Origin of the sequence: Oceanobacillus neutriphilus (genome assembly GCF_014645515.1) — a bacterium.
Taxonomy (GTDB): domain Bacteria; phylum Bacillota; class Bacilli; order Bacillales; family Amphibacillaceae; genus Oceanobacillus; species Oceanobacillus neutriphilus.
Genome location: NZ_BMLW01000007.1, coordinates 272,791 through 297,965, shown reverse-complemented (window position 1 = coordinate 297,965; position 25,175 = coordinate 272,791). Strand labels below are relative to the sequence as shown.

The window sequence follows — 25,175 nt, the reverse complement described above, 5'->3', positions numbered from 1 at the left end:
TCCCAAATGGACAGTGTCACCTTTATTAGGTTGTTGATTTTTTGGCGAAAATGACTATGAAATACTTTACAGAATATTCTTATTATATTTATGCAACGCTAGTGAATCTGACTGTATTGATGAAATATAATCGGCTTTTGGAATTGCAGGAAATATACTATCGGCCGGTGGACCTTCCAGCGTAATTCCCCTATCCAAGAGAACTGCAATATGCGCAGCCAAATCTGCATCCTTCCTCCCACTCTCCTCTATCACTTGCTCTTTACTCATTTCCATATGCTCTCTCCAGTATTCGCTATAGTGGAAGATATATGGAAAGGGATGCTCCCATTTCTTTAAGTGGCTTTCTAATAAAAAGCTGATTTCAATCGGATAAGGTTGATTGGATTGACATAGAAATAATACAGCCAGCTTCTGTTTTTGCTGTTTACTCATTGTTTTATTCAAAACCACCAGTAAATCAACATCACTATTTGCAGATTGAAAGCTTCCCATTGCTAAGGAGCCGTGCAGATAACAGCCGACGAATTGATTACCTGTAATTTGCTTTATTTCATATAGGAGATTATCTAAAAAAGGTTGAACAGACTCATTAAATGGATTTTCATTCTTCACTTCAGGCTGGCTCCTTTCCATTATTTATTATTTCCTTCTTATTTAGTACAATAGATTCAAAAGCAGCCAGCAAAAATGTAACATATAAGAAAGAGGAGTTTATTTGAATATAATCTATCGTCAAGAACAACCAAAGGATTACCTAAAAACAGAAACACTTATTGAACAGGCTTTTCGAAACGAAGAAATGAGTGACCAGCAGGAGCATTTTCTAGTCCAGCGTATTCGCAGGTCTAATGCCTTCATCCCTGAGTTATCAATTGTCGCAGTCAACAAGCAGGATAAAATTATTGGTCAAATTCTTTTTTCAAAAATATGGATTGAGAACACAGAACAAGCAACAGAATCGCTCGCTCTTGCACCAGTATCTGTACATCCAGATTATCAAAAACATGGCATCGGGTCTACGCTTGTGAAAAAGGGATTAGAAAAAGCAAAGGAATCCGGATACCATTCTGTCATTGTACTAGGTCATGCAGATTACTACCCCCGCTTTGGTTTTAAACCAGCCAGTTTGTGGAGAATCGCAGCTCCATTCGATGTTCCGGATGATGCTTTTATGGCGCTGGAATTAGAAAAAAATGCGTTAAAAAAGGTAAATGGCACTGTTCAATACTCTGAGGCATTTTCTGAATAATCACCAGCTTAACAGGCTCTCCGACAAAATGGAACGTATATTGTCGGGTAACTGCCGCTCTGACTTGTTATATTTATAATACAGGGAGGTTATGATATGGATACGCTTGCTTCAATGAATGCTGCTATCGACTATATTGAGGAACATTTAGATAAAGAACTGAATTATCAGCAGGCAGCCCGGATTGCCTGCTTTTCAGAACATCATTTCAAACGGATGTTTTCCTTTCTTGCCGGTATTCCTTTATCTGAATATGTACGCAGGCGAAGGTTAACATTAGCTGCATTAGAACTACGGGATCATAACAAGAAGGTTATTGATGTAGCGTTAAAATATGGTTACCAATCCCCTGACTCCTTCTCGAGGGCCTTTCAGGAATTGCATCATACCTTGCCTAGTACGGTAAAGCATACAAGAGTTACTCTCAAAGCCTACTCACGAATAACCTTCCAACTTTCTATTAAGGGAGATGTTGAGATGAAATATCGTTTTGTGGAAAAAGATGCTTTCAAAGCTGTAGGGTACAAGGAAATCATGCGTCCAGTGAATGGAGAGTTTACTCCAACCCTTTGGAGTACGCTCACTGATGCAGATTACAAAAAGCTTCAAAAACTCCAAAGAGAAGATACTGACTTAAGCGGTGTGATGAATATTACTGTCAACACATGCCATGGTTCAGAGAAAAGCGAAGAAGTCCTGGAATACTATATTGCTGTTGTCACCAACCAACCTGCTCCAAATGACCTTGCTGCATTAGAAATATCCAAGCATCAATGGGTTGTATTTGATGCTGAAGGAAAAATGCCTGATGCTTTAACGAATACGTGGAGCAGAATCTACACAGACTGGTTTCCAACCTCAGGTTACGAGCTTACAGAAGCTCCAGAAATTGTGAAAAGTATTGATGATACAAAAACAGAAATTTGGATTCCTGTACGAAAAAGATAATGTATTTTACATGAATAAAACAGCCATTAAACCTGCTTTTCCCTACCTGCGGCTTATGGCTGTTTTAGCATATTATCTTTTCTCATATATATTCTCCAAACTCTATTCTATCCGAATTATTAAAAGTACGTCTATAGTATGAAAGCCTGCTTCAAGAAAATCTATATAAGCAGCGCCGTGTCCTATTGCATAATAACCTGCTTTGTGAAACCAATATCATCTGTGAAGACACCATCAACTCCATACATCATGACACGCTGCTGTTCAACAAGCTCTGTCCTCTCGTCCATAAAAAACACATGTACTTCTTTCCCTTGCTGATGAAGCTCCTCCACAATATCTCTTGTAACATTGCTTGATTCTATCCCGATAACATCTACATTTGCTTCTAAGGCATCCTTTAAATCAAATTTATCTCTTCCATATAAAAGCGTTGTACGGATTTCTGGTGCTATTTCCTGTCCAGACTCTGCTACCGTGTCCAATTGCTTCATTTCGCGGAGCGTTAACTCTTCTGGGACACCCGATCCTGTAGTTGTACGGTCTAATGTTGCATCATGAAGTGCAATTAATTCATTATCCTTCGTCATCCGTAAATCTATCTCCAGCGAATCTGCATTAGCGTCTGAAGCAAACTTATAAGCTGACAGCGTATGTTCATTGAACACATTATTCGCTCCGCGGTTAGCAATAATTTCTATATCAGCAGAAACTGCCTCAGGATTCTCTGCTGCCTTCGCATACAATGTCTCTGTTCCATATCCATATAATGAATTTGTTTGAGGTGATGTTGCCGCCTCCGCTTCAAAGAAACCCGATATAATAAAGATTGCAATCGCAAAACTGAGTAATATTCTACGCCATGGCATAGCGCTCACACCTGTAAAAGATAGCACGATCCGGATAATCTGTAATAATTGCTTTCACTTTTATATCGAGCAATTGTTTTATTGTATCTTTGTCATTTACGGTCCACACACGCAGTAATCTCTTCCACTTTCCCCAGTGATAGATATGCTTTAAAAACGTGTCCATTCCGATGTGTAATGCCTCCAGCCCAAGAATATCAATATAATCCTCCGGGTGGGAAATCGGCTGATTAATAATCCATGCCAAACGTGCATCGCGGTCATAATGTCGCAATCGAATCAATGTAGGCAAGTGAAAGCTGGAATAAATCACACGATCCTTCATATCAGGAAATCTGTTTACATGGTCTATCAGTCTTTGCTCTATATCTTCATATAGATGTTCGTCTGTTTTTAGTTCAATATTTAATGCAGCTTCTGGATACGAGCTGACTAATTGAAGTACCTCTGTTAAGGAGGGGATTTTTTCTTCCTCCCAGCTCTTGTCATAGTGTGCGAATGATGAATAGTAAGAACAGCTTAATTGCAATTCCCGAATTTCTGAAAAGGTATATTCCGATACCGGTCCAATTCCATTCGTCGTACGGTTTAACGTAGCATCATGCATTACAATAAACTCTCCGTCTTTTGTCAGGTGCACATCTATTTCCAATCCATCTGCACCTGCTTCGAGAGCTTTCTCAAAACTGAGCAGTGTATTTTCTGGATATCCCCCCATCATCCCCCGGTGTCCATATACTTTTGTCAAAGTGATCCCTCCTGGTTTAAACTAGTCTAAGATATTTAGCAGACTTGTCTGTTTAAAATACACAAAACCCCTGAGCTTAAAACTATTCTGTTTCAGCATTTTTTTGCCTTTAACCTAAAAAGGTAACTGATTATTTTTCCTCCCTCCCCTTAATTCCATTAAAGCATACCTGTTTCGTGAATCGTTGAAATTTACCAAATCCATACCGATACTTCGTTTTCTATTCAAATAACTTACAATAACTTAATAAAATTCACATTTATTATAAATCGAAAGGAGAAAAAATCATTTTTGCAGAGATGGGAAAATAAGAAAAGAGATTTCCGGTAGTATTTGTATCTACCCGAAAATCTCTTTTCCAATAAATCATTATTTATTTTAATGTCGACTTTAACTTCTTAAATCGCTCATCCAGCATTTCATGCGCATGAACTTCCTGTGTTGCTGAAGCCTTCGCAGCATAACTGGCGAAATTCAGTCCTGCTCCGAATATCTGTAGTGCACCATCCCCGAGGTTGCCATTTTTTAAATCCTCTATACCGTCTCTCAGGAAATTATTGCTTTCATCTAGATGACAGTCAAATACCTCTTTTTGTCCTTCACTGGAAAGCTTTAAGTTTTCCAATATTTTATTTGCAGTTTCTTCTGATATACCAGCGTCAACCTCACTTAACATATCATTAATCGGTTCCACAAGCTTTGCATAGGTACTGTCGTACTCCTGACAATATTGCTTGATTTGTTCTCTGCGTTCTTTTGCTTCCATTACTGTACCTCTTTTCTTTAATGCAGAATTAAAATATTATGCAGCTGCCAACACCTTATAAAAACATGACATAACTGCATATCCGAATCCTGAATCCATTGTTTTGATAACCTGATGTTTGCGTCTCTCAGGACAACAAAGTACTGCGCCTGGTAAATACCTTCCATGCTGTATCGTCATATTAAACAATCCTTATGCGGATTCATATTCTTCCCTGTCTTCATACGTTTATTACTTTTTTGTGTAAACGCAAAAAGCGCATTCATTCATCTTTTCTGAGATAATACTTCGTTACACCTGAATTTTACGCTTCATTCCAACCTGTCAACATCATTGTATCAAATTTTTTTATAAATTATTATGATTTTACTCAGAGTTATGTGTTGAACACTATTTCTCATCAATAATCAAAATCGCCCGAATTTCATAGTGGTCATCCAATAAAAGTAATTCCACACTACTTACAGCGCAGGATAATAGTCCAATTCTTTGTTTTTTCTCAATTTTACTTTGACTTTGATGTTTGAATTCGATACGCTAACTATAGTAAAAAATGGATAGGAGTAAAGACTATAATGAAAAAAACAGCTTTTAGAATTACCGGACTATTATTTTTAATGATTGTTACTCTAGGATTGGCAGCTTGCGGATCTGAAGAAACAGTTACCCTTAAAGGGGAACAAATGGGAATGAACATGGAAGTTACACTCGATGCTAAAGATGATGAAATAACACATCAAACGGTTAAAATGGAAATGCCTTACTCTACTGTAGGGGTTGAGTCAAAGGAAGAAGCGGAAAAAATGGACGAAGAAATTCGTGCACAATTTGAACCATTTGAAGATGTAGAAGGTATCGAATTCGAGATTAAATATGGTGAAGATGAGCTTACCCAAACCATTTCTGTAGATTTGACAACTGTTGATATGGAGGAGTTAAACAGCATCCCTGGTGCCAGCCTTCCAGCTATGGAAGATGATGAATATATCAGCTTAGAAGAAACTGTTAAAGAATTAGAAGATGCAGGACTGGAAGTAGTAGAAGAATAATATAATTGCTAAAGTAACGTAAAACCGTACCACCTGGTGGTGCGGTTTTATATTGTTTATAATCTATTTTTTAGACACCAACAGAAACTATTTTATATTTCCCTTCCAATAATGCTCTAATACTATCTTTCTATTACTCACAGAAAACTCTTTTGACTTTCCCGTTTCAATCCGATACGATTAGCTTAATTATATAAGAACAGGAGAAGCGAAGATGGGAAATAAAAAATACTTCAAAATGGCTGGATTTGTTCTCTTGCTTATTTCCTTTATTACTTTAGCTGCATGTGGATCAAATCAGGAAACAGTAACGTATAAACTAGAGAAAGGGGATAACTCTATCGAGGTGACCCTGGTTGCCGATGATGAAGAAATCATTGAGCAGTCAAGCACAAGCATAACCTCTTACGACAGTATCAGAGGCGTAGAATCTAAAGAAGATGCAGAAGCCCTAATCACCCCAACTGCGGAACCTTTACAAGGGATCGACGGCCTGGACTATAACCTCGATTTCCAGGATGATCATTTTATCGAAACAATTAAAGTTGATTTCTCAATCGCAGACACTGCAGATCTGCCGGGACTTAATGAGCTTTTAGAAAATGAAGAAGGTAATTTAAATTTAGAAGATGCCGTCAAATCCTTGGAAGAACAGGGTTTTGAAAAGGTAGAAGAATAAAATATGAAAGCAGAGTGCATCATCATGTTGATGCACTCTGCTTTTTTTAATGCTCATCTATATCCTTCCCGTTACAAAAAAATCACTTTTTCCATTAATCGTTAAATCCTTAAAAATACCCTTTATTACTTCATCCGTTAATGGTACCTCACGCAAGAATTGCAGGTCATCAAAATGGCAGGATTTTTCTGCATCATGGGGATTGATAATATAGATAGTATATTCCTGATCTGTAAAACGAAGTATTCCTAATACCTCATCCGTATGGAAAAGAACAAAATCACCATATTTTAATGTGTTATTCTGTTTTCTTTCAGCTATCCATCTTTGACAATGCTTAAAAATATCATGATCTAAATCCTCCCAAGGAAAGAATTTACGGTTATCCGGATCCTGTTCTCCTGTGAGTCCAGCTTCGTCTCCATAATAAATACAAGGAATTCCCGGGGCAATCAGTAAAAAGCTCAGCGCAAGCTTCAGTCTTTCCTTATCCTCTCCCAGGAATGTATAAATTCGCTTCGTATCATGTGTACCAATATTATTTAGATTATTAAAAAGAACATCCTTTGGATAATTTTCATGAAGCTGCGTCAGCCTTTGACAGAGCTCCTGCGGGGACTTTTCCAATTGCAGCAGGTCTAAGACTGTATTCCGGAATGGATAATTCATCACGCCATGCAGATGATCTCCTAAAATATATTGCCGCCGTTTTTCATAGGCAATTTTATTCGAAGCGTCCTCCCAGACTTCGCCGATAAGTACTTTTTCCGGATATTGGTCCAGCTTCTGGCGAATACCTGAAATAAATTCATCCGGGAGCTCATCCGCAACATCCAAACGCCATCCATCTACACCCAGCTTGCTCCATTTATCAATGACACTGTGATCATCCTGGTAGATATAATCTTGAAATTCTTTGTTTGACTTATCCACTTCCGGGAGATCATCAATTCCCCACCAGGATGCGTACTTATCAGGATATTCACTGAAGCTGAACCATGGATAATACGGACTGTCCGGATTCCGGTATGCTCCCCTGTCTTCTCCATAAGTACCGTCATAGTTGAAATAGATACTGTTTCTCCCGACATGACTGAATACACCGTCCAAGATAACATGGATCCCTTCTGCATGAAGGTCTTCTATGATTTCCCGGAATAACGCTTCATCACCGAGCATCGGGTCAATCTTCATATAATCCGATGTATCATAGCGATGATTACTGGCTGCCTGAAAAATCGGATTCAGATAAATCGCATTGATGCCTAAATCCTTCAGATAAGGTATCTTCTGTCTGATTCCTTCTAAATTACCGCCATAAAAATCCCAGCGCAGAATTTCTCCTTTAGGTCCGCGTATATACATCGGTGTATCACGTGTATCCCCATAGATAAAACTGTTCCGCTTCGATTTATTTACCTTCCCATCTGGATTTCCGTTATAAAAACGGTCCGGGAAAATCTGATAAAATACAGCTTCCCGGTACCAATCCGGCGTTTTTTCTTCCTTTTCATAACAGGTTAACTGGTAGGGGATAACCTCGTGCTGTTCATAGTACAGCCTGCCTTCTCCCTTAACAGCTGAAGCTCCCCAATACGCTGTTAATTCCCCGCCATGATCATCCTTCCACTTCACAGAAAAATAATAAAAATACAGGCCTTTTCCTTCATGAGGTGTGTAACTACAGGAAAAACGATTATCCCCTATATCCTTCATCTGATATTTTTCTTCCTCATGACTTCCATTTTCTTTACGAATAATAAATTGTGCTTCTATAACTTGATTTTCATGGATATCCACCTGAAACGTAACCTTTTCTTCAGGCTGTACTGCTCCAAATGGTTTTTTATAGTCACTTATCCACGAATTATAATAAACATGCGGCATAATACTATCCTTTCTCGGTAACAAATGAATCTTTCGGCTCTATTTTCCAAATATCCTCAGCATAACGGCGCACTGTCTCATCGGACGAAAATCTGCCTCCATTAGCAATATTGATTAAGCTCATTTTTTGCCAGAAGCTCTGATCTCCATAAGCTTTACCAATTTCCTCCTGTGCTTTTACGTAGGAATCAAAATCACGCAATAAGAAATACTCATCATTATATTTAATGAGTGAATCAAAAATCTCCCGTCCTTCATAAACGATATTTGGAATGGTTCCATCAATAAACGCATTTAAAACACGGCGGATAATTGGATTTTCATCATACAGCTGCTGCGCAGAATACTCCTGATTCTCATAATATTCATAGACCTCTTTCTCCGTGAGACCGAAGATATAAATATTATCATCACCGACTGCATCTCTGATTTCTACATTGGCACCATCCAGCGTAGCAAGTGTAATAGCACCATTCAGCATCAGCTTCATATTACTTGTACCGGAAGCTTCCTTAGAGGCAAGCGAAATTTGTTCACTGACGTCTGCAGCAGGAATAATTTTCTCTGCCAGGCTGACATTGTAATTTGGTAAGAAAACAATCTTAATACGGTCTTTGATATCAGAATCATTATTAATTAAATTAGCTGCTTCATTAATACACTTAATGATTACTTTTGCATAATGATAGCTTGGTGCTGCCTTTGCTCCAAATATAAATACACGCTTTTGCATATCTAAATCCGGGTTCTCCTTTAAATCCTGATAAAGCTTGATAATATGCAATAGATTTAACAGCTGACGTTTATAAGCATGCAGCCTTTTAATTTGTACATCAAAGATAGCATCGGTAGAAACTTCAATCTCCGTTGTTTCCAAAATATAATCAGCCAACACTTGCTTATTTATTTTCTTTGCTTCAGCTAATTTGTCTAAGACCGCTTGATCCGATTGATAGTTCATCAGCAATTTTAAATCTCCCGGATCCTTTCTCCATGTCTTTCCAATCGTTTCATCCAATACGCTTGACATTGGCTCATTGACAATCTGTGACCATCTGCGCTGGGCAATCCCATTCGTCTTATTATTAAAGCGGTCTGGATAAATAATATAAAAATCATGTAAAACAACTGATTTTAATAAATCTGAATGTAATTTTGCCACGCCATTGGTGCTGTGACTGCCGATAATAGACAAATGCGCCATATGAACCTGTCCATTACGAATAATCCGGGTGCGTTCTACCAGATCATGCGGATGCAGCTCCCGCATGGTCTGCACATAGCGCGCATCAATCTCTTCAATAATTTGGTACATTCGCGGCAATGTGCGCTTCATTAAATCAATCGACCATTTTTCTAATGCTTCCGCCATAATCGTGTGGTTCGTATAACTCATCACTTTTCCTGTAATATCCCAGGCCTGCTCCCAGGATAAATCTTCCTCATCAACCAAGATACGCATCATTTCCGGCACACATAATGCAGGGTGGGTATCATTAATATGAATGGATATATATTCGCTGAGATTAGAAATCGGCTTCTGAACCCGTTTCTTATAGTGACGGATAATACTCTGGATTCCTGCAGATACAAAGAAATATTCCTGTGTTAATCGGATTAAACGCCCGTGTTCATTGGAATCATCCGGGTAAAGAACCGCTGTTAAATCCTCCAGTTCTCTGCGCCCCTGGATACTCTGATATTTATCTTCTTCAGAATCAGGAATTTCTACAGACCATAAACGCAGTGTGTTCACGACATTATTCTCATAGCCCACCATTCCTGTATCGTAAGGAACTGCCCGCAGAATACGTTCATTCTCGTAAACCGGCTTCAATTTCCCTTCCATTGCCTCTGCTAAGTACACATGCCCGCCAACACGGACATCGACAGCTTTACTTTCTCTGCGTATTTCCCAAATATTCCCGCTCTGCAGCCACTCATCTGGAAGCTCTACCTGATAGCCATCCACGAATCGCTGCTTAAAAAGCCCGTAATCATAGCGAATTCCATTCCCATTCCCAGGAAGACCACAAGAAGCAATCGAATCCATAAAGCAGGAGGCTAATCGTCCAAGACCGCCATTTCCTAATGCCATATCCTTTTCTACTTCTGCCAGGCTGTCTAAATCAATACCGAGATCTGTTAAGGCTTCTCTTGCCGTATCCAGTAACCCCAAGTTCAATAGATTACTTTTCAGCATCCTGCCAGGTAAAAATTCAATCGAAAAATAGTATACCTGCTTTTTATGCTTATCTACATAATACTTCCAAGTATCTCTCCAGGCATCCGAGTAGCGTGCTTTCACCAATGCCCCCAAAGCATAGAAAATCTCATGCTCACTCGCATCCTCCAACTCCATTGCATAATTCTCTCTCAGTCTCTGCTTCAATTCTTCTTTGAAAACTTCCTTATCTAAAACCATGTATTAAGCCTCTTTTCTGCATTATCTAAGTTCAGCTGCAAGCACCTTTTTTAAGAAATGAAAATTTAAAACAGCATGGCGCTTTTTTCTTAAAAAAGCCGCTTATTCTACTTAAACTGATGCTGTTATGTGTTTATCCTAATCTATAAGAAGGTGTTCAAAAAGTTCAAGATAAAACACGCACTGAACTTTTTGAACACACTCTATCCATATATTTCTTTGTAAAGCGAGTAATACTTTTCGCTGGATGTTTCCCAACTGAAATCCTGTGACATTGCAGTATGCATAAGTTTTTTCCATACATCCTGTTCGTCCTGGTAAACATGCACTGCTTTTTTCAATGCTTCCATCATGTAGTATGGTGTAAATAAGGAAAAACCAAACCCTGTGCCTGTTTTTCCAACTGGATTATACGGTTCTACTGTATCCTTGAGACCACCTATTTCATGAACTATCGGCAGGGTTCCATAACGCATAGAAATCAGCTGTGATAACCCGCATGGTTCAAATTTTGAAGGCATCAGGAACATATCAGATCCAGCATAAATCTTTTGCGCAAGTGTCACATCAAATGTGATATTTACTGCACACTTATTCGGGTACCATTCCGAAATCAATCGAAAATGATGTTCAAATGATGGATCTCCAGTTCCCAGCAGTACAAACTGAACATTATATTGTAATAGGTTTTCCAATTCTTCCAGAACAAGGTGAAAACCTTTCTGGTGTGTCAGACGGCTGACAACCGCAATTACCGGGACATCTTCCCGCACAGGAAGTCCCATTAATTCCTGCAATTCTTTCTTACAATCTTTCTTTCCTTCCAAGCTGGTTATAGAATAGTTAGATTTTAACGCCTGATCTGTTTCCGGATTATTAATCTCATAATCTATTCCATTCACAATGCCGGACAATTTTCCTTGCTCCTGCCTGAGAATTCCCTCTAAGCCGTTCCCGAATTCGGAGGTTTGAATTTCCCTTGCATAAGAATGACTGACGGTATTTACCTTATCTGCATACACAATACCTGATTTCAGAAAATTAATGTCATTTTCAAAACGAATGGTTCCATCATGATACTTTCTGTCGCCGACTCCAAACAAATCAGATAACACTTCCGGGTTGTATCGTCCCTGAAATTCTATATTATGAATCGTCAGCACTGTCCGGATAGATTGATATGCTTCTACCCAGTGATATTTTTCTTTCAGGAGAAATGGCACCATGGCTGTATGGAAGTCATTTACATTGATAACATCAGGAATATAATCGACTGCTTCCATCATCTCAATCAGTGCAAGCTGAAAGAAAGCAAAGCGCTCCCCATCATCATAAAAACCATATAAATCATCCCGGTTAAAATAATACAGGTTATCAATAAAATAATAGGTGACATTGTCCATTTCTAAACGTTCAATACCACAATATTGATTTCTCCAGCCTACATCTATGGATAATGAGCCTACATGTTCACAGCGATCCCTGTATACATCCGGCATCTTTTTGTGAAGTGGCAGTACAACTGCCACTTCTATGTCTTTCTTTGCTAATTCCTTTGGTAGCGCACCAATTACATCTCCGAGACCGCCTGTCTTAAAAAACGGTGCACATTCCGCACTAGCAAATAATAATTTCATGTATGTTTTTCCCCCTATCTCTCTATATCACTGACTGCTACTCCATTTGCGAGGATATCATTAGTCACGTGCTGATATTTTTCAATAACAACCGGATTTTCTCTTGTTCCAATTATCTGTACCCCAGGATCTACTACCACTTCTTTATCCAGAATAGCATTCTGGACTCTGGCACCTGCACATATTTTTGCATTTGGCATAATGATGGAGTCGATGACTTCTGTCCCTTTATCCAGCACTGTCCCACGGGATATGGAGGATCCTTCTACCTTGCCTTCAATAATACATCCTGTTGCAAACTGGCTGTTGTTTACTTCCGATGAATCTGAATAATATGTTGGAACTTCATTTTTTAATTTGGTATATACTTTTTGATTAGAATAGAGAAGAGAACTGAATTTTTGTTGATTAAGCATATCAAGCGATGCATTATAATACGAGTTAATGTCAAAGATATTACTTAGATAACCCGTGTGTTCATAAGTTGAGCTTTTTACGGTATGAATTTTTTTACGAAGAAAATCTTGGATGTCGGCTGGAGTTCCCTCCTGCTGGCCTTCTTTTAACTGGCGGATCAGCCAATTTGTCTGAACAATATAAATATCCATGCAGAGGTTCTCCTGATCGGCAGTCTGCAGATGCTCCATATATGGACGCACTTCCGTAATCTGTCCATTTTCAGTCAAGGATAATACGGCATCTGTCTGGCATATTTTTTCAGATTCAACCTTTTTATAAACAACTGTCATTTCATTGTTTTGCTGCTGGTGAATTTTTAGAACTGCACGTAAGTCAATATTACAAATCATTTTACTGCTCATATAAACCGTATATTCTGATTTTGATTTTTCCAAGTAATCTATCAGTGGACGGTAATAGCTTTGATTATGGGCTTTTAATTTCAAAAAGTCCTGGTAAAGATGGATAAAGAATCGGTTATGGACGCCATCTAAATTCCATTCTTTTCCTCCACCGATATGATCGAATACAGATTGTGTTTCCCCTTCATTAAAAATCATATACACTGTGTTTATATTTGCATTAACAATACTGGAAAGCGGAAAATCAATCAGTCTGTATTTACAAGCAAATGGTAATGTTGCTAACGGTCTTTCATTGGTTAATGGGAGTAAAGCGTTATAGCGTTGAATATTCCCTAAAACAGCACAAATTTTATTAGTCCTCATCCATCGTCACTCCAATCACTTCAGAATAACCTACTACCCCTATATCTTCCGTTCCATCAATTACTGTGTTATCTCCAACAACCGCATCTTCTCCGATAATTGCCCGGTGAATACTTACATTTCTGCCGATGCTTGCTCCCGGCATAATAAAGCTGTCGGTAATTTGCGATCCTTCTTTTACCTGCACATCATTTGATAGAATACTGTTTTTAATACTTCCTGCAACATAGCATCCATCAACAATGAGAGAATCCGTCACGGAGGCAGTATCTGTTAAAAAGTTTGGTGGTGAAATTGTATTTTTTGAATACACGCGCCATGACTTATCCCGGATATTCAGATTCATCTCCGGGTTAATAAATTCCATATTTGCTTCCCAGAGAGAGTCAATCGTCCCAACATCCTTCCAATAACCGGCAAAGCGGTAAACAAATACATTTTCTCCTCCTTCTAAATAAGAAGGGATAACGTGTTTTCCAAAATCCAGCATGTGATCATCTTTGGAATAACTGCTTAATAGAACCTCTCTTAATCTGCTCCAATTAAAAATATAGATTCCCATCGATGCCAGATTACTCTTTGGATTCTCAGGTTTCTCTTCAAATTCAATAATCCGGTCGTTTTCATCTGTATTCATAATTCCAAAACGGGAAGCTTCTTTTTCAGGGACTTCGAGTACTGCAACAGTTAAAGAAGCATCATTTGCTTTATGTGTTTCCAGCATCTCTTCATAGTCCATTTTATAAATATGATCTCCGGATAATACAAGCAGATATTCAGGATTCATCTCATCGATATAAGAAATATTCTGATAAATAGCATGTGCAGTACCTTCAAACCATTTACCGCCCTCTGAACCGGCATAAGGCTGAAGAATTGTCACACCGGAATTAATTCCATCAAGCCCCCAGCTTGTCCCATTATCTACATGGTTATTTAAAGCAAGCGGCTGATACTGTGTCACAACACCCACATTTTTTATTCCTGAATTAGCACAATTACTTAGAGTGAAATCAATTATACGGTATCTTCCTCCAAACGGAACAGCAGGTTTAGCAATATTTTTTGTTAATTTCCCCAATCGTGATCCTTTTCCTCCTGCAAGAATCATTGCTAGCATCTCATTTTTCATATACGCGGTGAAAGCAGCCTTTCACCTGTCCCCCTTTCAATTACTCTTCTAAATTTATTGTAAAAAATGAAGCACGTAATTCAGCTTATATATGTTGGAAAATCACTTAGCAGCTGGTCGTTTTCTGGATACTTTAATACTCTCAGGCCGCAGAATTAACGCTCCCAGTGCCGGTACTACAGTTTTTATGCGGTAAGGATACTCCTTAAAAGAAACATCCTCCGTCAATTGATCAGGGTTATGCTCTTCCCATGTACCGCCGAATTCTTTCATTTCCGTATTCCATATTTCTTTGTAGCTTCCTTGATAGGGAACGCCGATATGAAAATCCTGACGCTCTACAGGGGTCATATTTAAAACAATAATCAGAAAATCTTTTTTCTTCTTACTTTTCCGAATAAAACTAAGGACAGAATCGTTATGGTTATCTGCATCGATAATGGAAATCGTATCGTAGCTCTCTTCCAGCTCCCATAGCGCCGGCTGTTCTTTATAAAACTGATTCAGACGGGAAGTAAAATGCTGCATATTTTTGTTAAAGGCATCCGCTAAATCCCGCCATTCCAATTCTTCATCATACTTCCACTCTAAAAATTGTCCCCATTCACTTCCCATAAATAAGAGCTTCTTTCCAGGGTGAGTCATCATATACGTATACATATTACGCAATTGAGCAAATTGTTTATATCTATCTCCCCACATTTTATGCATTAAGCTCTTCTTTCCATGAACAACCTCATCATGGGAAAGCGGCAGAATATAGTTTTCCTGCATCATATACATAAAGGAGAAGGTGATTAAGTTAAAATGATCCTTTCTAAAAGCCGGATCCATCTTATAAAATTGAAGCACATCGTTCATCCAGCCCATGTTCCATTTATAATCAAAGCCGAGTGCTCCTGTCTCAATTAATCCTGTGACCTGCGTATCAGATGAACTTTCCTCCGCAACCATAATAGCTTCCGGATGCGCAAGCTTCACAACTGCATTCAGCTTTTGCAGGAAATAATATCCTTCGAAATTTCTATTTCCTCCTTCATGATTCGGCTGCCAAGGTCCATCATCATAATCTAAATACAGCATACTGGAAACCGCGTCAACGCGAATCCCGTCAATATGGTACATTTCCAGCCAAAACAGCGCGCTTGAAATAAGGAAGGACTGCACCTCCGGCCTGCCTAAATCAAAATTGACAGAACCCCAGCGGACATTCGCTGCCCGGTTCGGGTCCTGATATTCAAATTGAGGGGTGCCGTCATACGTTGCAAGAGCATCATCATTGACACAGAAATGACCTGGAACCCAGTCCACGAAAACACCTATATTATTCCGGTGACACTCCTCTACAAAGTCCTGAAATTCCTCCGGTTTGCCGTAGTAGGAGCTTAATGCAAAGTAGCCTATCAGCTGATATCCCCATGATGCGCCTAATGGATGCTCCATTAATGGCATGAATTCAATATGGGTATACCCCATTTCTTTTGCATAAGGAATTAACTCTTCCTTTAAATCTGCAAAAGAATAAGGGGTCCCGTCTTCATGATGCTTCCAGGAGCTGGCATGTACCTCATAGATATTTATGGGACGCTTAAAGAAATTAGAACGCTTCTTTCTGCCATACCATAAGCCGTCCTTCCATTTTTTCTCCGGAACATGGTGAATCACAGCTGCATTATCGGGCCGTTTCTCAAAAGCAAAGGCAAATGGATCAATTTTATAAACCTCTCTGCCATCTTCCTGGCGCACCTTATATTTATATAAATCATTTTCTGCAGGTCTTGTGGTGAAAACCTCCCAATAACCATATTCTTCATTTTTCTGCATCGGCAAGGATTCATCCCAGTCATTAAATGTTCCCACAAGCCATATCTGTTGTGCGTTAGGTGCCCAGACACGGAAAACAAAGCCTGTCCCCTCTTCCCGCTCATCCTGGTGATATCCGAAAACATGCTGACTATAAAAATTTTCGCCAGTGTGAAACCTTTTTATTGCATCTTCTGTTTCCAATTCCAAATACTCGTTTGTATGCATTTCTTCACCCCGCCACTCGTTAAAGCTTATTATTGAGGAGACATTTAGCTGGTTACATTGGTTACTTCAGAAATAGCTGCTGAAAAAGCTTTTATTTTTTCCTCTGCCGCCTCTTCACTTCCTGCCTTTACACCAATATAGAACTTGATTTTAGGCTCCGTTCCGGAAGGCCGTGCCGCTATCCAGCTCTCATCCTCCAAGAAGTATTTCAATACATCTGATGCCGGTGTATTCAATGAAGTTACTGAACCGTCTGCATGTACTTTTTTCTGTGTTTTATAATCTTCTGTACTGACAACCTTTATTCCTCCAAAAGATGCCGGAGCTTCTTCCCGCAGCTGTCTCATTAAAGAAGCTATTTTCGCTGATCCTTCTAAACCGCTCATTGTAATAGAAATTGTTTTTTCCTGGTAGCAGCCATACGCAGCAAAGATTTCCTGCAACGCATCGTATAAGTTTTCATTTTTCTGCTTGTAGTAGGTAGCAACTTCAGCAATCAATACAAGTGCCTGAATCGCATCTTTATCTCTGACAAACGGTTTTACCAGATAGCCGTAGCTCTCTTCAAACCCAAACATAAATGTCTGCGATCCATCCTCCTGATACTGCTGAATTTTTTCAGCGATAAATTTAAAGCCTGTAAGCACATTAACCATTTTAGTCTGGTATTTTTCAGCAATTGCTGTAGAGAGCTCACTTGAAACAATCGATTTTAATACCACAGCATTATCCGGAAGTGTATTCGCCTCTTTCCGTGCTTTCAAAATATAATCCAGCATCAGCGCTCCAATTTGGTTGCCGCTCAATACTTTATACGTTTCGTCCGGAAGCTTAACAGCGACACCCAGACGATCGGCATCCGGATCTGTTGCCACCAGCAAATCTGCGCCCTCTTTTTCACCTAAAGCAATAGCATATTCGAACGCTGAATGCTCTTCCGGGTTAGGTGATTTAACAGTGGTAAAGTCAGGATCAGCGACACTTTGCTCAGGTACAAGCGAAAATCCTTTAAACCCGGCTTGCTCTAATGCTTTTTCTCCAAGCATTTTCCCGGCACCGTGCAGCGGGGTAAAAACAAGCTTTAAATCCTTTCCTTCTCTTGATACCAGTTCTCTGTCAATTGTTACTGTATCTACTTCCTGTAAATAAGCATCATCTACTTCTTTACCAATTATTTTCAGAAAGCCCTTCTCTTTTGCCTCTTCTTCCGATAATACTTCAATCTGCAGAGGATTCTCTACCGAGCGGACATATTCTGTTAATGCATCTGCATCTTTTGGCGGCATTTGTCCTCCGCTTTCTCCATATATTTTATAGCCATTATAATTTGCGGGATTATGTGATGCAGTAATCATAATTCCGGTAAATGTATTTAAATGTCTTACAGCAAAGGATAACTCTGGAGTCGGGCGCAGTGATTCAAATACATAGGCCGGAATCCCATGACGCGCAAGTGTCCTTGCAGCTTCTAAAGCAAATTCAGGAGACTTATGTCTGGAATCGTAGGCGATCGCTACTCCTCTGGATTTGTTCTCTTCTGACTGACTTTCCATAAATCGGGCCAGACCTTCTGTAGCCTGTCTCACCGTATAAATGTTCATTCGATTAATTCCCGGACCTAATATTCCACGCATGCCAGCAGTACCAAATTCTAAGGGATGTGAGAAAGCATCTTCTAATTCTGTTTCATTTTTTAAGAGACTTTCTAATTCTGTTTTGAGCTCTCTATCAAGAGCTTCTTCATTCTTCCATTGTTCATAGGTGCTTTGATATGACATAAACATTCCCCCTTCAACATTAAAAACAATGCACTATCTCACCGCTATTTAGAAATAACTTTATATTTTCCAGAAAATACTAGAAATTGGTACAAAAAAACACCGCTTTTCCCCATTATTATATATTGTTAATATATGGAATGGTTCTATGTTATACATGATAACATGACTGCGATGTTTGCGTTTTGTTTAAAAATATTCCCTTGAAACATATTCTATTTTGCTCTCCGGCCGTTATTTAAACTGTCTAAAATAATTCAGATCAAATGACAAAATATTCTAAAATCAGAAGATGTAGACAAATTTCCCGCACAGCCAGATAGTACTCATTTCTATATAGCAGCAAGAAGGTTATTTGAGTTCATTATACTATAAATCCTTACAGAATTATACATTGAATTTAAGAAAAAGAGATTAATTTCATAATTTATTCACAAAGATTTAAATGAAGTTATTTTTATTGCTTATCTATAAAAAATATAGACTCTTATAATAGAATGACTTTCTATTTAAATATGGTCCCTGAAGATGCGAACAATCAGATAATCCCTCATTATTTTTCAGTTAAAACTCTTTAATAAATGTTATGATTAAAATAAATAACTCAGCTTTCGCATTTGAGAATAAACATCTATACCTTCCTATTCGAGGATGAACGTGTTCTTCATTATCCTGATTTCCTGCTTGCATGTTGTTAAATTATCCTTCTATGGAAATGGAGATTGTGTATAGCTCCGCTCCGACCCACCACTACGCTTTCCATGGGGACGGCTTCAGCTAACTTGAAAAGAAAACCGCTTTTCAAGTGGATCTTCAGCTCGCCCTGTTCCCATAGGAGTCTACGTGGTTGGTCTGCGCTCAGTTAGGCTTCTTTCTAGCTAGAATTTATGCTTTGTCAAGAAATAGATGGAAGGAATGATCAACACCTGCCTCTATAAAAAGCAAGTTATTTTTTAAGGTGCGAAAGTTGGGATAAATAACAGTCAGAAAGGAGATTTGCATATTGTTACACGCTCTGGCAAAGACTGCCGATATATTAAATGAAAAGAATATAGTCTGGGGACTTGGCGGTTCATTAATGCTTCATATGCATGGAATGATAGATAGTCCAAATGATATTGATCTCTTAGTTTCGGAAATTCATGCTCCTCTTGCCGAAAAAGTGCTGGATAACCTGGGTGAAAGAAAAGAAGCGGTTCATTCCCCGCCTTTTAAAACAGCATTCTTTGCTAAATATAGAGTAAAAAATACACCTGTTGATTTAATGGGCGGTTATTCTATCATACATGAGGAAGGTACTTATAAACTTGCGTTTGAGAAAAATAATATTGTAGACAGTACAAGCTTTAATGGGAAAACCATATACTTGTCATCCTTGGAGGATTGGTATGTATTATATAGTTTAATGCCAAACAGAAAAGAAAAGGTCGAGCTCATTGAACAGCACTTTAAAGAAAATGGAATTGCCCATCCAGATTTGCTGTTGAAAGCTTTGAAACAGCCTTTACCGGGAGAAGTGAAAAATAAAATACATTATTTTCTACCTTAAAGCTAGTGAAACAGCATTCAAATAGAAGAAACCTGTATTCTCTGTGCGAAACACAGAAAATACAGGTTTCTTCTATTTATTATGCTAACGCTTGTGATTGCGCAGAGGAGGCTTTTTTGCCATGCAGAACAGCATATAATCCTGCAGTTGCCAGAACAACGATACCTAACACGATGTAAAGTGTGCTGTGTCCAATAGTCGGTGCAATAAGACCAAGCAAGTATGGTCCAAAGCCTAAACCTCCATCTAAAAAGATAAAGAAGGTGGATGTTGCCAGCCCCATACGATGCGGTGGTGTCAATTTGACTGCAATAGCCTGCGTACAGGATTGCATATTACCAAAACCAAGCCCAATTAATACACCAGCCAGTAATAATGTAAATCCACTATGTGCAAAGCCCAATACAATCATACCGATTGTAAACAGAACAAATGCAGGATACATCACAATATTTGCTCCCTTTAAATCTATTAAACGTCCGGTAAATGGACGTGAAAGTAAAACAGCAATGGAATAAACAAGGAAGAATACACTTGCTGTACTTACAAGATCCAGCTCTATCGCATAGGAATTAAGGAAGGACAGAACGCTGGAATAGCAAAGAGCTAAAATAAGTGTGATAATTGCAATCGGCACAGCTCTTGGCTCTACAAATTGAGCAATAAAACGTCCTTCTTCTTCTTTTTCTATCTTCTTCTCTTCCTCTGTTTCCACAATAACTGGGATTTTCACAAAAAAGATAGTGAAGAAGCTGATAATACCTATCGTTAAACAGAGACCAAATATCCCCTGCATACTGGTGTGCTGGCTCATATACAGACCTACGAACGGTCCTAACGCAGTGGACAGGGTAGCACTCATACTGTAGTAGCCGATCCCTTCGCCTTTTCGCTCAGCCGGAATGATTTGAGCTACAATGGTACCGGTCGCTGTGCTCGCAAAACCGAGTCCAATACCATGAATAAACCGGTTAAGGAGTAAAAAGCCAATACCAAAATTAAAGAAATATAAAGCAGTAGCTAAAATAAATATAATAGCTCCGATAAATAATGTTCTTTTCTGACCAAATTTTTCAATATAACGCCCAATAAAAAGACGCCCAATCAGTGCGCCGACAATAAATATACCAACCACTAATCCTGATTGGCTTGCGGATGCATTAAATTCCTCTGCTGCGTAAACTCCCATTACAACAACAAGAAGATAAAAAACAAGTGTCAATAAAAAATTAACTGCAGACACGATAATAAAATCTTTTGTCCATAACTTCGATTTGTTACTCACTATAAAACCCTTCTTTACTTATATATTATCTTGAATCTTCATTAAAAATTGAAAAGCAGTCTGCTGCTCCTCTTCTGATAGCCCCTTAGAAATATGATGCTCTAAAGCTGTAATCTCTTCCCTGCATATTTGATAAATACGTTTTCCTTCCGCGGTTAATTCCATAATTTTTTCTCTGCGATTGGCACTGGGAACTTCTTCAATTAAGCCTAATTCCTGCAGCCGATGAACACGTCTTGTAATGCTTGGTTTTTCCACTTGATAATAATTAGAAATATCAACCAGGGTTGAGGTTCCTTCATCTTTTAAGTACACAATAACCTGCCATAATGAATAAGAAAGCTGATATTTTTCCAGCAGCTCGTTCAGGCTTTTCATTAATGGCCGGTAAATTCTTATATATTGCCGGAATAAACCTTCCATTTTCTCCACTCCAATAATTAACTAGGGTAACTATTAACCTAGGTAACTATACAGCTTATTTTTTTATTTGTCAAGACCTTCTTAATAATGTAATCGCACACATTGAAAACACCTATTTTCTTCTTCTTTCCAGATGCTTATGATAGCATACAGGAAAGAAGAGAATGTTTTCTTCATTTAAAGGAGGAGCTCCTATTGAACTCTAAAGCTTACTGGTTAACAAATGCTACACTGGAGACCGGATATCAGCTGCAGCATGGAATAATTTCCGGTACACAGACAGATACATTTCATATCCAGATTGAGAATGGGAAAATAAAAGAAATTTTACCAGCTCAAAAATCAATTACATCTGAACTGCCAAAATATGATGCAGAGCAATATCTGATGCTCCCATCATTCAGAGATATGCATATCCATCTGGATAAAACCTATTATGGCGGAAAATGGAAAGCTCCTGCTGTTCCTGAACATGGCATTTGGACAAGGCTGCAGGAGGAAAAGAAGCTTATTCCTGAATTACTGCCTTATACAGAAGAACGTGCAAAAAAATTAATGGATTTACTTCTATCTGCGGGCACGACACATATTCGATCCCACTGTAATGTAGGCCCAACCGAAGGACTGCATCATTTAGAAGCGCTTCTGCGTGCTTCAGAAAACTATCAGAATAAAGTTTTTGTAGAAATTGTCGCTTTCCCGCAGCAAGGCATGCTTAGAAGCAATGCAGCCAGCTTTGTCCGGGACGCATTGCGAAATGGTGCCGGTTATGTGGGAGGTGTTGATCCTGCCAGTATTGACGGTGATGTGGAAAAATCCTTACAAACAATTATGGAACTGGCTGTAGAAGGAGATGCAAATATCGATATCCATCTGCATGAAGCTGGTGAATTAGGTATTTTTACAATGAAACGGTTGGCAGCGCTGACAGAAGAGGCCGGCTGGCAGGGAAGAGTAACACTCAGCCATGCATTTGCACTGGCCGATATCCATGGAAATGTACTTGATGAAATGGCAGAAATACTTGCACAGCAAGGCATCTCTATTGCTTCTTCTGTTTCTTTATCGAAAACGATTCCGATTCCTTTCTTGCATCAAAAAGGTGTAGAGGTGTTCTTAGGCGACGATAGTATTACTGACCATTGGTCCCCATTCGGGAAAGGAGACAGCTTGGAAAAGGCGGGTCTTCTTGCAGAACGGTTCGGCTTAAGTGATGAACGCACTCTTGGACAAACTCTTCAATATATTACTGGCGGCATCACACCCCTAGACGAAAACGGCCGACAGGTTTGGCCGAAACCAGGAGATGCTGCAAATTTTGTTTTAGCAGATGCAAGCTGCTCTGCAGAAGCCGTGGCCAGAAGAGCACAAAGAAAAGCGGTATTTTATCAAGGAAATCAGATCACAGGCAGTTTGTACCCATAAAAATCTATCATGGAAGGAAATGAATGAAATGCATACAAGCCAATGGATTAAAAATATAAAAATAGAAAAAAACTATAAAGAAGAAGATGGGTATATTACCGGCACAGAAACAGAATTATCTTATTTTCTCATAAAGAACGGGAAAATGGAGCAGATTATTTCTGCTGATCAAGTAATTACCGATAATATCCCGCAAATAGATGCAGATGGATTACTGGCTCTCCCCTCCTTCACCGAAAAGCATTGCCATCTAGATAAAACTTTATTAGGCGATGACTGGCGTCCCGTTATTCCGACAAAGAATATTTTCGAACGCTTCGAAGTAGAGAAAAAAGTACTGCCTACACTGGCAACAACAACGCAGGAAAGAGCGGAAAAATTACTCGATATATATTCTCACGCCGGCGTAACCAAAGTCCGGACACATGTCGATTTGTATCCAGAAGTAGGATTAAAGAATTTGGATGAAGTAAAAAAAGCGCTGCACAGCTATGAAAACAGGCTGGATTCAGAAATAGTAGCTTTTCCACAGCATGGACTACTCCGTTCCGATTCGAAGCACCTTGTAAAAGAAGCACTCAAGCGGGGTGCAGGCTATGTAGGCGGTGTTGATCCCGCCAATGTAGATGGAGATATTGAAGCTTCCCTGCAAGCAATGGTTGAGCTGGCTGTAGAAGCCGAAGCCGGTATTGACTTGCATTTACATGATGCGGACCATTTAGGAACCTTTACTATGAAACGATTGGCAGAGCTGACCACAGAAGCTGGATTACAAGGAAAGGTATTTATCAGTCATGCATTCGGCCTTGGTGATGTTTCTTTCAAGCAGGCGGAGGAGTTAGCAGAGATTTTTGCTGATGCAGGTGTCGGTATTATCAGCAGTGTTCCAAATAACCGGAAGTTTCCTCCACTCGAGCTGTTAACAAATAAAGGAGTCGAGACAGCGGTCGGCTGTGACAATATCTTTGATGTCTGGTCTCCTTTTGGAAATGGAGATATTTTGGAGCGGTTAGGGAGGTTAGCAGAAATATACCGCTGGGTTGACCAGCCTTCACTGACACAATCATTAGGCTATATTACCGGCGGAAAAACAACATTAACAAAAGATGGAAAGCAAGCCTGGCCAAAGGTCGGTGATGAAGCAAATATAGTATTTGTTAAGGCTTCCTGTTCTGCAGAGGCTGTTGCGCGACGTTCCAAGCGTGTAGCAACGATGTTTAAAGGGAATGTTGCTGCTGGTGAATTGTAATCATGGACCCGGATAAATAACAGCTTAAAAGAGCCATAACATTAAAGCGTGCGGGAATCTCCCAATGTTATGGCTCTTTTTAAATATCTTTCTCTAAAAATCTTGATGTAAAAACTGCTTTGGCGGCATGCCAATATACTTTTTGAATACCTGACTGAAATATTTATATTCACTAAAGCCGACCTCTTCTGCTACTTCATAAACTAAAACCTTATCATTTTGAAGTAATTCAACAGCTTTCAACAGCCTGTATCTATTTAAAAAATCATTTAAACTATAGTTTGTTTCACTTTTAAATTTAGCACTTAAAAATACATTTGAAACCCCTAAATTATTACATAAATCTTTAAAGTTTATCTTCGTAGCATAATTTTTTTTAATAAAATCAATCGTTTCTATCACATAGCTTGAAGTTTCAGCAACATTAAGATCAATATTCAACAGTTCTTTATATAACAATGAATTTACTTTATAATTATCCTTCGCTTTTTTCTCCTCAATTTTAAAAATTAGATCTTTAATTACCTCTGCAAGTTCCTCCATATCCACCGGTTTTAATAAATAATCATGGACACCCAGTCTGATTGCCTGTTTCGCATAATTAAATTCATCATAACCAGTCAATATAATAGCTTCAAATTTATTATTTTCTACTGTTTCCTTCAACATTTCTATACCATCTTTAAAAGGCATTCTTATATCGGTTATGACTATATCTGGTTTTAATTTATCTATCATTTCCTTTCCTATTTCTCCATTATCTGCACATCCCACTACTACACAGTTTAATTGCAACCAGTTCATTTTATATTGGAGACCCTTTTGAATAATAGGTTCATCTTCAACTAACAATACC

General features: G+C 38.8%; 21 protein-coding genes. 7 read left to right on the top strand and 14 right to left on the bottom strand.

All coding sequences use genetic code 11. From position 1 onward, the window contains the following. Positions 1-66: 66 nt before the first annotated feature. A complete protein-coding gene (locus IEX29_RS13610; RefSeq protein ID WP_188734930.1) occupies positions 67-615 on the bottom strand; it encodes a nucleotidyltransferase domain-containing protein in 549 nt (182 codons plus the stop codon). A 103-nt stretch (positions 616-718) separates the two neighbouring features. On the opposite strand from IEX29_RS13610, the gene IEX29_RS13605 reads away from it, so the two are divergent. Both IEX29_RS13605 and IEX29_RS13600 read left to right on the top strand, forming a co-directional pair. Then, complete coding sequence (locus IEX29_RS13605) at positions 719-1,252, top strand: GNAT family N-acetyltransferase (protein WP_188734929.1); 534 nt, start codon at positions 719-721, stop codon at positions 1,250-1,252. Positions 1,253-1,348: 96 nt separating this feature from the next. Further along, complete coding sequence (locus IEX29_RS13600; RefSeq protein WP_188734928.1) at positions 1,349-2,200, top strand: AraC family transcriptional regulator; 852 nt, start codon at positions 1,349-1,351, stop codon at positions 2,198-2,200. Positions 2,201-2,382: 182 nt separating this feature from the next. On the opposite strand, the gene IEX29_RS13595 is transcribed toward IEX29_RS13600, so the two are convergent. From IEX29_RS13595 to IEX29_RS13585, 3 genes are all read right to left on the bottom strand, one after another. Continuing rightward, complete coding sequence (locus tag IEX29_RS13595; protein ID WP_188734927.1) at positions 2,383-3,069, bottom strand: glycerophosphodiester phosphodiesterase; 687 nt, start codon at positions 3,067-3,069, stop codon at positions 2,383-2,385. Further along, positions 3,056-3,817, bottom strand: a complete 762-nt coding sequence (locus IEX29_RS13590; protein WP_229720221.1) for a glycerophosphodiester phosphodiesterase — start codon at positions 3,815-3,817, stop codon at positions 3,056-3,058. Before IEX29_RS13590 ends, IEX29_RS13595 begins: the two co-directional genes overlap by 14 nt. A gap of 373 nt (positions 3,818-4,190) precedes the next feature. Continuing rightward, a complete protein-coding gene (locus IEX29_RS13585; RefSeq protein ID WP_188734926.1) occupies positions 4,191-4,583 on the bottom strand; it encodes a hypothetical protein in 393 nt (130 codons plus the stop codon). Between the two features lie 575 nt (positions 4,584-5,158). Here IEX29_RS13585 and IEX29_RS13580 point away from each other — a divergent pair. Both IEX29_RS13580 and IEX29_RS13575 read left to right on the top strand, forming a co-directional pair. Further along, positions 5,159-5,632, top strand: coding sequence for a DUF1307 domain-containing protein (locus IEX29_RS13580; protein ID WP_188734925.1), 474 nt, complete (start codon positions 5,159-5,161; stop codon positions 5,630-5,632). 214 nt (positions 5,633-5,846) lie between these two features. Continuing rightward, entirely contained in the window at positions 5,847-6,311 is a 465-nt protein-coding gene (locus IEX29_RS13575) for a DUF1307 domain-containing protein (RefSeq protein ID WP_188734924.1), read from the top strand. 57 nt (positions 6,312-6,368) lie between these two features. Here the strand turns inward: IEX29_RS13575 and IEX29_RS13570 are convergent, their stop codons facing one another. The 7 genes from IEX29_RS13570 to IEX29_RS13540 all read right to left on the bottom strand — a co-directional run bounded on the left by IEX29_RS13570 (position 6,369) and on the right by IEX29_RS13540 (position 18,388). Continuing rightward, positions 6,369-8,222, bottom strand: a complete 1,854-nt coding sequence (locus IEX29_RS13570; protein ID WP_229720220.1) for a glycoside hydrolase family 13 protein — start codon at positions 8,220-8,222, stop codon at positions 6,369-6,371. Next, on the bottom strand, positions 8,203-10,623 hold the full coding sequence (locus tag IEX29_RS13565) for a glycogen/starch/alpha-glucan phosphorylase (RefSeq protein ID WP_188734922.1): 2,421 nt from the start codon (positions 10,621-10,623) through the stop codon (positions 8,203-8,205). Before IEX29_RS13565 ends, IEX29_RS13570 begins: the two co-directional genes overlap by 20 nt. Before the next feature lie 203 nt (positions 10,624-10,826). Next, a complete protein-coding gene (gene glgA, locus IEX29_RS13560; protein WP_188734921.1) occupies positions 10,827-12,260 on the bottom strand; it encodes a glycogen synthase GlgA in 1,434 nt (477 codons plus the stop codon). A 14-nt stretch (positions 12,261-12,274) separates the two neighbouring features. Then, positions 12,275-13,447 carry a glucose-1-phosphate adenylyltransferase subunit GlgD gene (gene glgD, locus IEX29_RS13555; RefSeq protein WP_188734920.1) on the bottom strand — a complete coding sequence of 391 codons (1,173 nt, stop codon included), beginning with the start codon at positions 13,445-13,447 and terminating at the stop codon, positions 12,275-12,277. After that, a complete protein-coding gene (locus IEX29_RS13550; protein ID WP_188734919.1) occupies positions 13,437-14,579 on the bottom strand; it encodes a glucose-1-phosphate adenylyltransferase in 1,143 nt (380 codons plus the stop codon). The genes glgD and IEX29_RS13550 overlap by 11 nt, the downstream gene beginning before the upstream one ends. 102 nt (positions 14,580-14,681) lie before the next feature. Continuing rightward, entirely contained in the window at positions 14,682-16,610 is a 1,929-nt protein-coding gene (gene glgB / locus IEX29_RS13545) for a 1,4-alpha-glucan branching protein GlgB (protein ID WP_188734918.1), read from the bottom strand. A gap of 44 nt (positions 16,611-16,654) precedes the next feature. Further along, a complete protein-coding gene (locus IEX29_RS13540) occupies positions 16,655-18,388 on the bottom strand; it encodes a phospho-sugar mutase (protein WP_188734917.1) in 1,734 nt (577 codons plus the stop codon). 1,003 nt (positions 18,389-19,391) lie between these two features. On the opposite strand from IEX29_RS13540, the gene IEX29_RS13535 reads away from it, so the two are divergent. After that, entirely contained in the window at positions 19,392-19,937 is a 546-nt protein-coding gene (locus IEX29_RS13535; protein ID WP_188734916.1) for a nucleotidyltransferase family protein, read from the top strand. Positions 19,938-20,016: 79 nt separating this feature from the next. Here the strand turns inward: IEX29_RS13535 and IEX29_RS13530 are convergent, their stop codons facing one another. Further along, positions 20,017-21,225 (bottom strand): MFS transporter, encoded by a 1,209-nt coding sequence (locus tag IEX29_RS13530; protein WP_188734948.1) that lies wholly within the window; start codon positions 21,223-21,225, stop codon positions 20,017-20,019. A gap of 15 nt (positions 21,226-21,240) precedes the next feature. Then, on the bottom strand, positions 21,241-21,645 hold the full coding sequence (locus IEX29_RS13525; RefSeq protein WP_188734915.1) for a MarR family winged helix-turn-helix transcriptional regulator: 405 nt from the start codon (positions 21,643-21,645) through the stop codon (positions 21,241-21,243). A gap of 195 nt (positions 21,646-21,840) precedes the next feature. On the opposite strand from IEX29_RS13525, the gene IEX29_RS13520 reads away from it, so the two are divergent. Both IEX29_RS13520 and IEX29_RS13515 read left to right on the top strand, forming a co-directional pair. After that, positions 21,841-23,070, top strand: coding sequence for an amidohydrolase (locus tag IEX29_RS13520; RefSeq protein ID WP_188734914.1), 1,230 nt, complete (start codon positions 21,841-21,843; stop codon positions 23,068-23,070). Between the two features lie 28 nt (positions 23,071-23,098). Beyond that, positions 23,099-24,319 carry an amidohydrolase gene (locus IEX29_RS13515; protein WP_188734913.1) on the top strand — a complete coding sequence of 407 codons (1,221 nt, stop codon included), beginning with the start codon at positions 23,099-23,101 and terminating at the stop codon, positions 24,317-24,319. A 93-nt stretch (positions 24,320-24,412) separates the two neighbouring features. On the opposite strand, the gene IEX29_RS13510 is transcribed toward IEX29_RS13515, so the two are convergent. Continuing rightward, on the bottom strand, positions 24,413-25,171 hold the full coding sequence (locus IEX29_RS13510; RefSeq protein WP_229720219.1) for a response regulator transcription factor: 759 nt from the start codon (positions 25,169-25,171) through the stop codon (positions 24,413-24,415). Positions 25,172-25,175: the final 4 nt, after the last annotated feature.

Excerpts from the sequence above, each read along its gene's own strand:
- IEX29_RS13585 (WP_188734926.1), bottom strand. The coding sequence starts at position 4,583 with ATGGAAGCAAAAGAACGCAGAGAACAAATCAAGCAATATTGTCAGGAG.
- IEX29_RS13580 (WP_188734925.1), top strand. The coding sequence starts at position 5,159 with ATGAAAAAAACAGCTTTTAGAATTACCGGACTATTATTTTTAATGATT.
- IEX29_RS13550 (WP_188734919.1), bottom strand. The coding sequence starts at position 14,579 with ATGAAAAATGAGATGCTAGCAATGATTCTTGCAGGAGGAAAAGGATCA.
- glgA (WP_188734921.1), bottom strand. The coding sequence starts at position 12,260 with ATGAAATTATTATTTGCTAGTGCGGAATGTGCACCGTTTTTTAAGACA.
- IEX29_RS13540 (WP_188734917.1), bottom strand. The coding sequence starts at position 18,388 with ATGTCATATCAAAGCACCTATGAACAATGGAAGAATGAAGAAGCTCTT.
- IEX29_RS13565 (WP_188734922.1), bottom strand. The coding sequence starts at position 10,623 with ATGGTTTTAGATAAGGAAGTTTTCAAAGAAGAATTGAAGCAGAGACTG.
- glgD (WP_188734920.1), bottom strand. The coding sequence starts at position 13,447 with ATGAGGACTAATAAAATTTGTGCTGTTTTAGGGAATATTCAACGCTAT.
- IEX29_RS13600 (WP_188734928.1), top strand. The coding sequence starts at position 1,349 with ATGGATACGCTTGCTTCAATGAATGCTGCTATCGACTATATTGAGGAA.
- IEX29_RS13595 (WP_188734927.1), bottom strand. The coding sequence starts at position 3,069 with ATGCCATGGCGTAGAATATTACTCAGTTTTGCGATTGCAATCTTTATT.
- IEX29_RS13575 (WP_188734924.1), top strand. The coding sequence starts at position 5,847 with ATGGGAAATAAAAAATACTTCAAAATGGCTGGATTTGTTCTCTTGCTT.
- IEX29_RS13515 (WP_188734913.1), top strand. The coding sequence starts at position 23,099 with ATGCATACAAGCCAATGGATTAAAAATATAAAAATAGAAAAAAACTAT.
- glgB (WP_188734918.1), bottom strand. The coding sequence starts at position 16,610 with ATGCATACAAACGAGTATTTGGAATTGGAAACAGAAGATGCAATAAAA.
- IEX29_RS13525 (WP_188734915.1), bottom strand. The coding sequence starts at position 21,645 with ATGGAAGGTTTATTCCGGCAATATATAAGAATTTACCGGCCATTAATG.